Raw genomic sequence first — 13,338 nt, 5'->3', positions numbered from 1 at the left:
GCGGACTCAGCCCGGGTGCGTGGGGGAGAGCACATGCTGCAGCTGCTCCTCGACGTCGGCGTGGGTGACGAACAGCAGCTCGTCGCCGGCCTCGAGCGGCTCGTCGGGCGAGGGCGTGATCACCCGGTCGCCGCGCAGGATCGCGGTGAGCACCGTCTCGCGGGGGAGCGGCACCTCACGCAGCGGCTTGCCCACCCAGGGGGTGTCCTCGGAGAGGGTGATCTCCACCAGGTTGGCCGCGCCCTTGCGGAAGCTCATCAGCCGGACGACGTCCCCGACGGTCACCGCCTCCTCGACCAGGGCGGCCAGCACCCGCGGCGTGGAGACCGCGACGTCGACGCCCCAGGCCTCGGTGTAGAGCCACTCGTTGCGGGGGTCCTTGACCCGGGCGACCACCCGGTTCACCGCGAACTCGGTCTTGGCCAGCAGGGAGACGACGAGGTTGGCCTTGTCGTCACCGGTGGCCGCCACGACGACGTCGCAGGTGGCCAGCTGCGCCTCCTCCAGCGAGGAGACCTCGCAGGCATCGGCCTGCACCCACTCGGCGCCGGGCACCGAGCGGGTGCGCACCTTGCGCCCGTCCTTCTCGATGAGCATCACGGAGTGGCCGTTGGACAGCAGCTCACCCGCGATCGACCGGCCGACGGCGCCGGCGCCCACGATGGCGACGCGCATCAGGAGTCCCTCCGCTCGGGGCCGTGCTCGAGCACCTCGTACAGGCGCGGGGTGATCTCGTCGGTGACCGCGACGGCCACCTGGTCACCGTCCTGCAGGACCGTCGTCGCGGTGGGCAGCTGCGCTTCGCCGTACCGGACCAGCCAGGCGGCGCGGGCGCCGGAGGCGGCCTCCAGCTCGGAGAGCCGGTGGCCCACCCAGCGCTCCGTGGGGGTCACGCGGATGAGCACCACCTGCCCGGTGGGCTCCCGCCACAGCTCGCTGACCTTCACCGACAGCAGCTCGCGCATCAGCCGGTTCACCGTCCAGGGGACGGTGGCCACGCTCGGGATGCCCATCCGCTCGTAGACCTCGGCGCGCTTGGAGTCGTAGATCCGGGCCACCACGTGCTGGACGCCGAAGGTCTCGCGGGCCACCCGGGCGCTGATGATGTTGGAGTTGTCGCCGCTGCTCACCGCGGCGAAGGCCCCGGCGGAGTCGATGCCGGCGTCCAGCAGCGTCTGCCGGTCGAACCCGAGGCCGGTGACCTGGCGGCCGGCGAAGTCCGGGCCCAGCCGGCGGAAGGCCTCGGGGTCCTGGTCGATGACGGCCACGCTGTGGCCGATCTCCTCGAGCCGGCGGGCGATGGCCGAACCGACGCGGCCGCAGCCCATCACGACCACGTGCACTGGATGACTCCCCGCTCACGTTGCGGTGCGCCGGCGCCGTCCGCCCGCGCTGTCCGGCCGCGAAGCTACACCCGCCCGCGGCACCGCCCGGCGTCCGCAGCGCCGCACATCACTCCGCGCGGGGGCGGCGGCGAGGGCTCCGGCGTCCGTACCATCGCCGCCGTGCCAATCCTGTCCGACCTCGGACAACTCCCCAAGCGGCTGATTCTCGGCCGGGCCGTGCGCAGCGACCGGCTGGGCGAGTCGTTGCTGCCCAAGCGCCTGGCGCTGCCCATCTTCGCCAGCGACCCGCTCTCCTCGGTGGCCTACGCCACGCAGGAGATCCTCCTCGTGCTGACGCTGGCCGGCACCGCGTTCCTCTTCCTCGCGCCGTGGCTGGCGGTCGCCGTCGTCCTGCTGCTGGGCACGGTGGTGCTCTCCTACCGCCAGGTGGTGAGGGCCTACCCCTCCGGCGGCGGCGACTACGAGGTCGCGGTCAAGAACCACGGCCAGTTCGCCGGCCTCACCGTCGCCAGCGCCCTGCTCGTCGACTACGTCCTCACCGTGGCCGTCTCCGTCGCGGCCGGCACCGACAACATCATCTCGGCCCTCCCGTCGCTCAACCAGCACCGCGTGCCCATCGCGCTGGCCCTGGTCGCCCTGCTGGCCGCGGCGAACCTGCGCGGCCTGCGCGAGTCGGGCCGCACCTTCGCCGCCCCGACCTACCTGTTCATCTCCGGCATCCTGGTGATGATCGGCACCGCCCTGGTGCGGGACTTCTTCACCGACTCCCCGGTGGTCGCCGAGAGCGCCGGCTACACCGTCACCCCGGAGCCCGGCTTCGAGCAGTTCACCGGCCTCGCGCTGCTGTTCTTCGTGCTGCGCGCCTTCGCCTCCGGCTGCACCGCGCTGACCGGCGTGGAGGCGATCGCCAACGGCGTCCCCGCGTTCAGGCCGCCGAAGAGCCGCAACGCCGCCACCACCCTGGCGCTGATGGGGGGCATCGCCGCGACCATGTTCGCCGGCGTCACCGCGGTGGCCCTGCTGGCCGACGTCAAGTACGTGGAGAACACCTGCGACATCGGCGGCTTCGCCGGCGACTGCGAGACCGAACCGCAGCGGACGGTCATCGCCCAGATCGCCGCGGCGACCTTCGGCGGCGACACCTCGGTGGGCTTCTTCTACATCCAGGCCGCCACGGCCCTGGTGCTGATCCTGGCCGCGAACACCGCCTTCAACGGCTTCCCGCTGCTGGGCTCGGTGCTCGCGCAGGACCGGTACATGCCGCGTCAGCTGCACACCCGCGGCGACAAGCTCGTCTACAGCAACGGGATCCTCCTGCTGGCCGGCTTCGCCGGGCTGCTGCTCGTCGGCTTCGAGGCCGACGTCAACCGGCTGATCCAGATGTACATCGTCGGCGTCTTCACCAGCTTCTCCATCGGCCAGTGGGGCATGGTCCGGCACTGGAACCGGGAGCTGCGCTCCCAGGAGGACCCGGCCGAGCGGGGGCGGATGCGGCGATCGCAGCTGATCAACGCGGTCGGCGGCAGCCTGACCACCGTCGTCCTGGTGATCATCGTGCTGACCAAGTTCACCCACGGCGCCTGGCTGGTGCTGGTGGCGATGCCGCTGCTGATCGTGCTGATGAAGGCCATCAACCGGCACTACTCGAACGTCGCCGGGCAGCTGGTGCCCGACACCGACTCCCGGATGCTGCCCAGCAAGGTGCACGCGATCGTGCTGGTCTCCAAGGTGCACAAGCCCACGCTGCGGGCGCTGGCCTTCGCGCGGGCCACCCGCCCGGACGCGCTGACCGCCCTGACGGTCAACGTCGACGACGAGGAGACCCGGGAGCTGCAGGCCCAGTGGGACCGCTACGACATCCCGGTGCCGCTGACGGTGATCGAGTCCCCCTACCGCGAGATCACCCGGCCGGTGCTCGACTTCGTCAAGAGCGTCCGCCGGCACAGCCCGCGCGAGCTGGTCGTGGTCTTCGTGCCGCAGTACGTGGTCGGGCACCGGTGGGAGAACCTGCTGCACAACCAGAGCGCGCTGCGGCTGCGGGCCCGCCTGCAGTTCCAGCCCGGCGTGATGATCACGACGGTGCCGTGGCAGCTGGAGAGCTCGGTCGGCCGGGACGAGAACGGCAACGGCCCGGCGCCCGGTGACCTGCGGCGCGGCCTGGCCGACGAGCCCGAGGCGACGCCCTATGGCTGAAAAGGGACCCCGAGAAGGACCCCGTCCACCCCACCGCTCGGAGAAGGACCCCGCTGCCCCCCACCGCTCGCAGGCTCGCGGCGGGGCCCTGCAGCGGGGCCGGACCCGGGACGGGGCCGCGCGCGGCGGCGGCTGGGTGGGGCGCGAGTTCGAGGTCACCGTCGGGCCGGTCGCCCACGGGGGGCACTGCGTGGCCCGGCACGAGGGCCGGGTGGTGTTCGTGCGGCACACGCTGCCGGGGGAGCGGGTGGTCGTCCGGGTCACCGAGGACCGTCAGCCCGGCTTCTGCCGGGCCGACGCCGTGCAGGTGCTCGACGCCTCGCCGGCGCGGGTGCCGCGGCCCTGCCCGTACAGCGGGCCGGGCCGGTGCGGCGGCTGCGACTGGCAGCACGCGGATCCCGCCGAGCAGCGCCGGCTGAAGGCCGAGGTGGTCCGCGAGCAGCTGGTCCGGCTCGCCGGGCTGGCCGCCGCGGACCCCGTCGTCCGGGACCTGGCCGTGGAGGAGCTGCCCGGCGGGCCGCTGCGCTGGCGCTCCCGCGCCCGGTTCGCCGTCGACCGGTCCGGGACGCCCGGCCTGCGCCGGTACCGCTCGCACGAGGTCGTGCCGCTCGAGGACTGCCTGATCACCGTCGAGCCGGCCGCGCAGGCGGTGCTCGGCCGCCGCTGGCCCGGCGCCGGAGCGGTCGACGTGTCGGTCGACTCGACCGGGGCGGTCACCACCACGCGTCTGGACAGGCGCGGTCGGCCGACGTCGAGCCGGGTGCTCCGCCCGGGGGGCGACCTGCCCGAGGAGCCCTCGGCGCGGGCCGAGCGGCACGCCGGCGGGCGGGACTGGGAGGTCGAGGGCACCGGGTTCTGGCAGGTGCACCCGGCGGCCGCCGACGCCCTCGTCGACGCCGTCACCGCGTTCGCCGCCGTCCGGCCGGGGGAGACGGTGCTGGACCTCTACGCCGGCGCCGGTCTCTTCGGCGGCGCGCTCGCCCCCGCGGCCGGGCCGACCGGCCGGGTGCTGTGCGTCGAGGCCGATCCCGCGGGCTGTGCCGCGGCCGAGGCCAACCTGGCGGATCTGCCGCAGGCCGAGGTGTGGCAGGGCGAGGTGGACGCCGAGGGGCTGGCCGGCCTGCTCGACGAGCTCGACGGCGCGCCCGACGTCGTCGTCCTGGACCCGCCCCGGGCCGGCGCCGGTGCCGCGGTCAGCCGGGTGCTGGCCGGCACCGGGGCCCGCGCGGTCGTCTACGTCGCCTGCGACCCGGCGTCGCTGGCCCGCGACGTCGCCGCCTTCGCCGGGGCCGGCTACCGGCTCGCCGCGCTCCGCGGCTTCGACGCCTTCCCGATGACCGCGCACGTGGAGTGCGTGGCGCTGCTGGTCAGGGACTCGTCCTGACCGTCTGAGCCCCGATCGGCCCCGGAGCCGGCTGTCAGGACGTCGTGGGATCGAGTCGGGCGGCGACCTCGGCGGCGAGCTCGGGGCCGAGCGCTTCCCGGAGAGCCTTGGCGAGGATCGCGGGGTCGCCGTTGCCGATGGCCGCGAGCTGCGTGGTCAGCGAGGCCATGTTCGCCGCGTCCCGGTCGGCCTCCTGGTGGAACGCCGAGGAGATCTCGGCGAGCACGCGCTGGTCGCCGCTCTGCACGGTGCGCAGGATGCCGATGACGTCGCCGACGTCGGCGGAGCGGGCCGGCCAGGCGCCGTCCTCCCACTGGTCGAGGACCACGAAGCCGCCCAGCTCGGGGCCGCCCTTGATCCAGCGCTGCACGTCGCGGCCCGCGATCCGCTTGAACACGAAATCCAGCTGTGCGGCCTGCTGGGGGGTCAAGTCGTCCTCCTCGGGGGCGGGGGTTCCGGCGAAGACGGCCGGGAACACGGTGTCCTGGAGCTGCTGGATGCGCCGGGGTCCCGGGCAGATCTTGCCGCGCACCGACGTCCAGGGGCCGGGGGCGCCGAACATGACGTGCCAGCCGAACCCGCCCGCCGGCTCGCTCGGGATGACGCGCGGCGGGATGGCGTGCTCCCGCCGCGCCCACCGGCCGAGGCGGACGCACTCCGCGATCTGCCACTCGTTGTACGGGCCGATGCCGTCCCCGACGACCTCGACGGAGATCGCCCGCTGGTTGGCGCTGCCGTTGGCGTCCGCGCGGTCGGTGGAGTCCATGATCTGCAGCGTCGGGTCGTGCGGCCCCCAACCGACGATGAACGTCGACTCCACGGCCACGTTCTCCTGGGCGAAGTAGTTCCCGATGGCCGAGGCCGGGGCCAGTGATCCCGTGGAGTGGTAGATCATCTGCGTCTTGGCGTGCCCGTCCGGCGGGCCGGCCTCGGGCAGGGGCCGCCACGTCGAACCGGGGTCGCGCGCCATCAGTGCGCGTCCTCGGCGCTCCGGTGCGGCGCGGTGGCCGACGGCAGGGTGCAGGTCACGGCAGTTCCCCCCAGTCCGACGGGGAAGGAGACGGTGAGGTCGGGAACGCCCTCACGGTAAACGAGCCGCCGGAGTTCTGCATCAGGACGGTGCGACCTCTGGACCGTGCGACGTGGCTCCCGGGATCCGAGTGGCCGGAGGGGCCCGCCGCGGCCCGCGGTGCCGGGTCGGAGCCCGAACCGCCCCTAGGGTGCGCGCGTGCCCGCCCCGCGCCGCCGTTCCGTGCGGCTCCTCCTCACCGCGGGTGCGCTGGTCGCCGTCGCCCTCGCCGCGCTGGTCTGGGCGTCCGTGCGCGACGCGGCCCGCGCCGACCGGTCGGGCGGTGGCGCGGTCGTCGAGGGGCGGCCGCTGGTCGCCTTCCTCGGGGACTCCTGGACCCGGGGCGCCGGGGCGACGGCCGGGCGCGGTTACGCCCCGCTGACCGCGGAGCGGCTGGGCTGGGGCTACCTCCACTTCGGGATCGGGGGCAGCGGGTACAGCGTCCCCGGGCCGAACGACAGCACCTACGCCGATCGCGTGGCTGCCGCCGCCGGCTCGGGCGCGGATGTGATCGTCGTCCAGGGCAGCCTCAACGAGCGCCGCAGCACCGCCGCGGCGCTGCGGTCGGCGGCGGCGGACACCCTCACCCGGCTGCGGGCCGAGGCGCCGGTGACCGCCCGGATTCTCGTCGTGGGCGCCTCGTACAACCCCGGGACGCCGGACGCGACGATCGACTGGGTCAACCGGGAGGTCGCGGCAGCGGCGGAGCGGGTCGGGCTGCCGTTCGTCGATCCCGCGGCGGAGAACTGGACCGATCCGGACGACCCCGGCGTGTGGGCCGACCCGATCCACCCCAACGACCGAGGGCACGCGCTGATCGCCGACCGGCTGGCCCCGCTGCTGGTCGCGCGCTGAGCCCTTGTGGGGACGAGCTACCGTTGCTCACCGTGACCACCTGGGAGTACGCCTCGGTCATCACGGCCAACGATGCGGAGTCGCAGCGCGCGGGGGTGAGCGTCAAGCTCCCCGGAGGAACCCTGGAGCGCCAGAGCGGCGACACCAGCTCGGTGCTCAACCGGCTCGGCAGCGAGGGGTGGGAGCTGGTCAGCTACCACTCCAGCGGTGCCGGCACCTGGGGGTTCGAGCAGTTCTGGCTCAAGCGCCCGAGCTCGGCATGAGGTAGCTGCCGCCGTCCCTGCGCGCCTCGTCGAACGGATGTTCGACACGTGCGGCAGACTGGCGCGGTGGACCCGACTCTGCCGCCGGCCTGGCCGGATGCCGTGCGCCCGCCCGGGGCGCCGGACTGGGAGCTGTCCGCCGTCGCCTGGCTGTTCGACCTCGTCCCGCCGGACTACCGCGCGCACGAGGTACTGCGCCGCTACCCGGTGCTGCTCGCCCGCTTCGCCCGGGACCACGTGAGCGCCGGGCTCGAGGCCGCGCGGGCGGGCTGGCGGACGGTCCGCGTCGACCTCGCCGACGAGCTGCCGGCCGACGCGATGGAGGCCGCGATCACCGCCTACGAGCGCGAGGGCGCCCGGCTGGCCGCCGCCGCCCGCGGGGTCGAGGCGGTGGCCGGGGCGCTGCGCGGCGAGCGCTGGGTACCCCGGTTGTGAGCTGCATCCACAGCCGTTGCTCGACCGGAAGAGCCGGGTAGGCGCAGTTACAGTTGATCGGCGGCCGACCGCGTTGCCGTGCACCCGTCGCCCTCTGAGAGGACCGCACCCCCTCGTGTCGCTCCTGCGAACGCTCCGCACGCCCGCCGACCTCCGTGCGCTGCCGGCCGACCAGCTGCCGACGCTGGCCGCAGAGATCCGCGACGTCCTGGTCACCAGCGTCGCCCGCACCGGGGGGCACCTGGGCCCCAACCTCGGTGCGGTCGAGCTGACCATCGCGCTGCACCGCGTCTTCGACTCCCCGCGCGAGCCGATCATCTTCGACACCGGCCACCAGAGCTACGTGCACAAGATGCTCACCGGCCGGGTCGAGGGCTTCGAGCGGCTGCGCCAGCGCGGCGGCCTCTCCGGCTACCCGAGCCGGGCGGAGAGCGAGCACGACTGGGTCGAGAACAGCCACGCCTCCACCTCGCTGTCCTACGCCGACGGGCTGGCCAAGGCCCTCGCGATCCGCGGGGGGAAGCGCCCGGTGGTCGCCGTCATCGGCGACGGCGCGCTCACCGGCGGCATGGCCTGGGAGGCGCTGAACAACATCGCCGCCGCCCAGGACCGCCCGGTCGTCATCGTGGTCAACGACAACGGCCGCTCGTACTCGCCGACGATCGGCGGGGTCGCCGACGCGCTGGCCACCCTGCGCCTGCGCCCGGGGTACGAGCAGGTGCTGGACGCCGTCCGGCAGGCGCTGCACCGGGCGCCGGTGGTCGGTTCGGCGCTCTACGACGCGCTGCACGCGATCAAGAAGGGCCTCAAGGACGTCCTCTCCCCGCAGGGCATGTTCGAGGACCTCGGCCTGAAGTACGTCGGCCCGGTCGACGGGCACGACGCCCGGGCCATGGAGTCCGCGCTGCGCCGGGCGCGCTCGTTCGGCGGGCCGGTGCTCGTCCACGCGGTCACCACCAAGGGCTTCGGGTACCCGCCGGCGGAGACCGACCAGGTCGACGCCTGGCACGCCACCGGGGTGTTCGACCCCGACAGCGGGGCCAGCCCCGCCGCCACCCGGGACTGGACGACCGCCTTCTCCGACGAGCTGGTGCGGATCGGGTCCGAGCGCTCCGACGTCGTCGCGATCACCGCGGCCATGCTGCACCCGACCGGCCTGGCGCCCTTCGCCGAGCGCTTCCCCGAGCGCACCTTCGACGTCGGCATCGCCGAGCAGCACGCGCTGACCTCGGCCGCCGGCCTGGCGATGGGCGGGCTGCACCCGGTCGTCGCCGTCTACTCGACCTTCCTCAACCGGGCCTTCGACCAGCTGCTCATGGACGTCGCGCTGCACCGCCAGCCGGTGACCGTCGTCCTCGACCGGGCCGGGGTGACCGGCACCGACGGTGCCTCGCACAACGGCGTGTGGGACATGTCGATCCTCTCCGTCGTCCCCGGCCTGCGGCTGGCCGCGCCGCGCGACGAGCCCACGCTGCGGGAGGCGCTGCGTGAGGCGGTGGCGGTCACCGACGGGCCGACCGTCGTCCGCTTCCCGAAGGGCGCCCCGCCGGTGGACATCCCCGCGCTCGAGCGGCGCGGGCCGGTCGACGTCCTGCGCCGGGGCGAGCGCAACGACGTCCTGCTGGTCGCCGTCGGGTCGATGGTGCCGATGTGCCTGGCCGCGGCCGAGCGCGCCGCCGACCACGGCATCGAGGTAGCCGTCGTCGACCCGCGCTGGGTGCTGCCGGTCGCCGCCGAGCTCGTGGAGCTGGCCGCCGGGCACCGGCTGGTGGTCACCGTCGAGGACGGCGGCCGCGCCGGCGGGGTCGGCAGCACGCTCACCCAGGCGCTGCAGGACCGCGGCTGCGACGTGCCCGTGCGGGCGCTGGGCCTGCCACAGGAGTTCCTCGAGCACGGCAGCCGCGGCCAGGTGCTCGCCGACGCCGGCCTCACCGAGCAGGACGTCGCCCGGCGGATCACCGAGTGGGCCGCGGTGCTCGCCGAGCGTGCCGAGGAGGGCGTGGCCGAGCCGGTGGAGGACGCCCCGTGAACGTCGTCGCGGAGATCCAGGTGGCGCCCTCGCCGCCCGGGACCGCGGAGGACCCGCACGCGTACGTCGAGGCGGCGATCGCGGTGATCCAGGCGTCGGGGCTGCGCCACGAGGTCGGGGCGCTCGGCACCACGCTGGAGGGCGAGGCCGATCAGGTGTGGGCGACCCTGCGTGCCGCGCACGAGGCGATGCTCGCGGCGGGCGCGACCGGCGGGCTCTCGCACATCAAGGTCGCCTCGGTGAACCGCACCATGGACAGCCTGACTTCCAAGTTCCGCTGACCACCGGGCTCCTCCGACGCCCCGGTCGCTGCCCCCGGCCGGAGGACGATGACGGCCCCGCACTCCTGTTCCGGAGTGCGGGGCCGTCATCGTCAGTGCGTCAGGCGGGGAGCGATGCCACGCCCTTCGGCAGGAACCGCTTGCCCGTGACCGCCTCGGAGACCCCGATGCGGTCCAGGTAGGCGGAGATGCCGCCCAGCCAGAACGGCCAGCCGGCACCCAGGAGCATGCACAGGTCGATGTCCTGCACCGCCTGGACGACGCCCTCGTCGAGCATCAGCCGGATCTCCTCGGCCAGCGCCCGCTCGGCCCGCTCCCGCACCTGCTCCTCGGTGAGCGGCGTTGGGTGGGCGGGGGAGCCATAGCCGATGCCCGCGAGGTCGGGGTCGACGACGCCGGGCTCCGAGTACACCGAGGACTTGCCGAGCTCGACCATCTTCCGCAGGCCCTCGCCGACGTGGAACCGGTCGGGGAAGGCCTCGTGCATCCGCTCGGCCACGTGCAGCGCCACCGGGGGGCCGACGAGCGTCAGCAGCTCGAACGGCGTCATCGGCAGGCCCAGCGGGTCCAGCGCGCGGTCGGCCACGGCCACCGGCGTCCCCTGCTCCACCGACGCGGTGACCTCGCCCAGGAAGCGGGTGAGCAGCCGGTTGACCACGAACGCCGGGGCGTCGGCCACGAGCACGCACGACTTCTTCAGCGACTTGCCGACGGCGAAGGCCGTGGCGAGCGACGCGTCATCGGTCTGCTCGGCGCGCACGACCTCGAGCAGGGGCAGGACGGCCACCGGGTTGAAGAAGTGCAGCCCGACGACCCGCTCCGGGTGCTCGAGCTTGCTGGCCATCTCGGTGACCGACAGCGCCGACGTGTTGGTGGCCAGCACGCACGTGTCGGACACCACCGCCTCGACCTCGGCGAACACCTGCTGCTTGACCGACATCTCCTCGAAGACGGCCTCGATGACGAGGTCGGCGTCGGCGAAGACGTCCTTGGACAGCGAGCCGGTGACCAGGCCCTTGAGCCGGTTGAGCTTGTCCTGCGACAGCCGGCCGCGGGCGGCCAGCTTGTCCAGCTCGGCGTGCACGTACCCGACGCCCTTGTCCACGCGCGCCTGGTCGATGTCGGTGAGGACGACGGGCACCTCGAGCCGCCGGACGAACAGCATCGCCAGCTGGCTGGCCATCAGGCCCGCGCCCACGACGCCGACCTTGGTGACCTTGCGCGCCAGCGACTTGTCGGGCGCGCCGGCCGGCCGCTTGGCCCGCTTGTTGACCAGGTCGAAGGAGTAGAGGCTCGCCCGGAGCGGGTCGCTGAGAAGCAGCTCGGTGAGGGCGTCGTCCTCCGCCGCGGTGCCCACCGAGAAAGGACCCCTCTGCTCCCCACCACTCGCAAGCTCGCGGCGGGACCCTGCAGAGGCGTCGCCGTCGACCCCGTTGCGGGCGAGGTCGAGCAGCTCGACGGTCCGCACGGCGCCGGGAGAGGCGTTGCGGGTGCGGCCGGCCACGATGGCCTTCGCCCGGCCGATCGCGGCGTCCCACGCCCCGCGGTCCACCTCGGGACGCGACACGGCGACGTCGCCGCCCAGCACGCCGGCCGCCCACTCCAGCGAGCGCTCGAGGAAGTCGGCCGGCTCGAACACCGCGTCGGCGATGCCGAGCTTGGCGGCCTTGGGGCCCGGCGTCATCTTGTTCTGCGCCAGGGCGTTCTCGACGATCACGGTGACCGCCGCGTCGATGCCGATCAGGTTCGGCAGCAGCTGCGTGCCGCCCCAGCCGGGCACCAGGCCGAGGAACGCCTCGGGGAAGGCGACCACGGACGTCGTGGCGATGGTGCGGTAGTGGCAGTGCAGCGCCAGCTCCAGGCCGCCGCCGAGCGCGGCGCCGTTGACGAAGGCGAACGTCGGGACCGTCGAGTCCTTCAGCCGGCGGAACACCCGGTGCCCGGTCTCGGCGATCTCCCGCGCGGCGGCCGCATCGGTGACCGACGGGACGCCGGAGAGGTCCGCACCGACGGCGAAGATGAACGGCTTGCCGGTCACCGCGATCGCCGCCGGGGCGGGAGAGTGGGCCGCGATCTCGTCGAGCGCGGCGTCCAGCGAGGCCAGCCCGCCCGGCCCGAAGGTGGACGGGCGGGTGTGGTCGTGCCCGTTGTCCAGCGTGATCAGCGCCAGCTCACCGGCCAGGCCGGGCACCCGCAGGTACCGGACCAGCGCCGTGGTGACGACCTCGTCCTCGAACACCGCGGTCACTTGTCGCCCTCCCAGTTCGGGTTCTCCCAGATCACGGTGGCGCCCATGCCCAGGCCCACGCACATGGCGGTCAGGCCGTACCGGACGTCGGGTCGCTCGGCGAACTGGCGGGACAGCTGCGTCATCAGCCGCACGCCCGAGGAGGCCAGCGGGTGCCCGACGGCGATGGCGCCGCCCCACGGGTTGACCCGCTCGTCGTCGTCGGCGATGCCGAAGTGGTCGAGGAAGGCCAGCACCTGGACGGCGAAGGCCTCGTTCAGCTCGAACAGCCCGATGTCCTCGATCGACAGGCCGGTGCGGGCCAGCGCCTTCTCGGTAGCGGGCACCGGACCCACACCCATGACCTCGGGCTCGACGCCGACGAAGCCGTAGCCGACCAGCCGCATGCCGACGTTCAGGCCGAGCTCGAGCGCGACCTCCTCGGCGGCCAGCAGGCACCCGGTGGCGCCGTCGTTGAGACCGGCCGCGTTGCCGGCGGTCACGTTCCCGTGCGGCCGGAACGGCGTCTTCAGCGTGGCGAGGCCGTCGAGGGTGGTGTTCGGCCGCGGCGGCTCGTCGCCGGTGGCCACGCCCCAGCCCTGCTCGGCCGAGCGGGTGGCCATGGTGATCAGTTCGGGCCCGATCTGGCCGGTGGCGACGGCCTTGGCGTACTTCTGCTGGCTGGCCAGCGCGAAGGCGTCGGCGCGCTCCCTGGTGAGGTGCGGGAAGCGGTCGTGCAGGTTCTCCGCCGTCGCGCCCATGACCAGCGCGGACTCGTCGACCAGCTTCTCGCTGAAGAACCGGGGGTTCGGGTCGGCGCCCTCGCCCATCGGGTGGCGGCCCATGTGCTCCACACCGCCGGCGATGGCGACGTCGTAGGCGCCGAAGGCGATGCCCGACGCCGTCGTGGTGACCGCGGTCATCGCGCCGGCGCACATGCGGTCGATCGAGTAGCCGGGCACGGACTTCGGCAGTCCGGCCAGCAGAGCGGCGGTCCGGCCGAGGGTCAGACCCTGGTCGCCGACCTGGGTGGTCGCGGCGATGGCCACCTCGTCGACGCGCTCGGCCGGCAGCGCCGGGTTGCGGCGCAGCAGTTCGCGGATGACGCGGACGACGAGGTCGTCGGCGCGGGTCTCGGCGTAGATGCCCTTCGGGCCGGCCTTGCCGAAGGGGGTGCGCACGCCGTCGACGAAGACGACCTCACGCAGCGAGCGGGACATGGGACCTCCGCAACAGATCGGAGCCGGCCCGGTCCG

At 74.0% G+C, this 13,338-nt stretch carries 12 protein-coding genes; 7 read left to right on the top strand and 5 right to left on the bottom strand.

Annotated elements, in window-relative coordinates; translation table 11 throughout:
- Positions 1-6: 6 nt before the first annotated feature.
- Positions 7-675, bottom strand: a complete 669-nt coding sequence (locus tag BMZ50_RS11880; protein ID WP_091324578.1) for a potassium channel family protein — start codon at positions 673-675, stop codon at positions 7-9.
- Positions 675-1,343: a potassium channel family protein gene (locus BMZ50_RS11875; RefSeq protein ID WP_091324576.1), complete on the bottom strand. Its 669-nt coding sequence runs from the start codon at positions 1,341-1,343 to the stop codon at positions 675-677. Before BMZ50_RS11875 ends, BMZ50_RS11880 begins: the two co-directional genes overlap by 1 nt.
- A 162-nt stretch (positions 1,344-1,505) precedes the next feature.
- Here BMZ50_RS11875 and BMZ50_RS11870 point away from each other — a divergent pair, with 162 nt between their 5' ends.
- Both BMZ50_RS11870 and BMZ50_RS11865 read left to right on the top strand, forming a co-directional pair.
- Positions 1,506-3,539 carry an APC family permease gene (locus BMZ50_RS11870; protein ID WP_091324573.1) on the top strand — a complete coding sequence of 678 codons (2,034 nt, stop codon included), beginning with the start codon at positions 1,506-1,508 and terminating at the stop codon, positions 3,537-3,539.
- 136 nt (positions 3,540-3,675) lie between these two features.
- Positions 3,676-4,923, top strand: coding sequence for a class I SAM-dependent RNA methyltransferase (locus BMZ50_RS11865; protein ID WP_245753587.1), 1,248 nt, complete (start codon positions 3,676-3,678; stop codon positions 4,921-4,923).
- A gap of 34 nt (positions 4,924-4,957) precedes the next feature.
- Here the strand turns inward: BMZ50_RS11865 and BMZ50_RS11860 are convergent, their stop codons facing one another.
- Positions 4,958-5,893, bottom strand: a complete 936-nt coding sequence (locus BMZ50_RS11860) for a peptidoglycan recognition protein family protein (RefSeq protein ID WP_091324569.1) — start codon at positions 5,891-5,893, stop codon at positions 4,958-4,960.
- A gap of 258 nt (positions 5,894-6,151) precedes the next feature.
- On the opposite strand from BMZ50_RS11860, the gene BMZ50_RS11855 reads away from it, so the two are divergent.
- The 5 genes from BMZ50_RS11855 to BMZ50_RS11835 all read left to right on the top strand — a co-directional run bounded on the left by BMZ50_RS11855 (position 6,152) and on the right by BMZ50_RS11835 (position 9,855).
- Positions 6,152-6,847 (top strand): SGNH/GDSL hydrolase family protein, encoded by a 696-nt coding sequence (locus tag BMZ50_RS11855; RefSeq protein WP_091324566.1) that lies wholly within the window; start codon positions 6,152-6,154, stop codon positions 6,845-6,847.
- 32 nt (positions 6,848-6,879) lie between these two features.
- Entirely contained in the window at positions 6,880-7,110 is a 231-nt protein-coding gene (locus BMZ50_RS11850; protein WP_091324819.1) for a DUF4177 domain-containing protein, read from the top strand.
- Positions 7,111-7,176: 66 nt separating this feature from the next.
- Entirely contained in the window at positions 7,177-7,545 is a 369-nt protein-coding gene (locus tag BMZ50_RS11845) for a hypothetical protein (protein ID WP_091324564.1), read from the top strand.
- A 115-nt stretch (positions 7,546-7,660) separates the two neighbouring features.
- Positions 7,661-9,574, top strand: coding sequence for a 1-deoxy-D-xylulose-5-phosphate synthase (gene dxs, locus BMZ50_RS11840; RefSeq protein WP_091324562.1), 1,914 nt, complete (start codon positions 7,661-7,663; stop codon positions 9,572-9,574).
- Positions 9,571-9,855 (top strand): thiamine-binding protein, encoded by a 285-nt coding sequence (locus BMZ50_RS11835; protein ID WP_091324560.1) that lies wholly within the window; start codon positions 9,571-9,573, stop codon positions 9,853-9,855. The genes dxs and BMZ50_RS11835 overlap by 4 nt, the downstream gene beginning before the upstream one ends.
- A gap of 100 nt (positions 9,856-9,955) precedes the next feature.
- Here the strand turns inward: BMZ50_RS11835 and BMZ50_RS11830 are convergent, their stop codons facing one another.
- Positions 9,956-12,103 (bottom strand): 3-hydroxyacyl-CoA dehydrogenase NAD-binding domain-containing protein, encoded by a 2,148-nt coding sequence (locus BMZ50_RS11830; RefSeq protein ID WP_091324558.1) that lies wholly within the window; start codon positions 12,101-12,103, stop codon positions 9,956-9,958.
- The gene (locus BMZ50_RS11825; RefSeq protein WP_091324555.1) at positions 12,100-13,302 is read right to left on the bottom strand and encodes a thiolase family protein; all 1,203 of its coding nucleotides are present in this window, start codon (positions 13,300-13,302) and stop codon (positions 12,100-12,102) included. The genes BMZ50_RS11830 and BMZ50_RS11825 overlap by 4 nt, the downstream gene beginning before the upstream one ends.
- Between the last annotated feature and the right edge of the window lie 36 nt (positions 13,303-13,338).

The organism is Geodermatophilus ruber (assembly GCF_900114385.1).
Lineage (GTDB): Bacteria > Actinomycetota > Actinomycetes > Mycobacteriales > Geodermatophilaceae > Geodermatophilus > Geodermatophilus ruber.
Note: the sequence above shows the minus strand (reverse complement) of the source record. Positions and strands in the feature narration are given on the sequence as shown.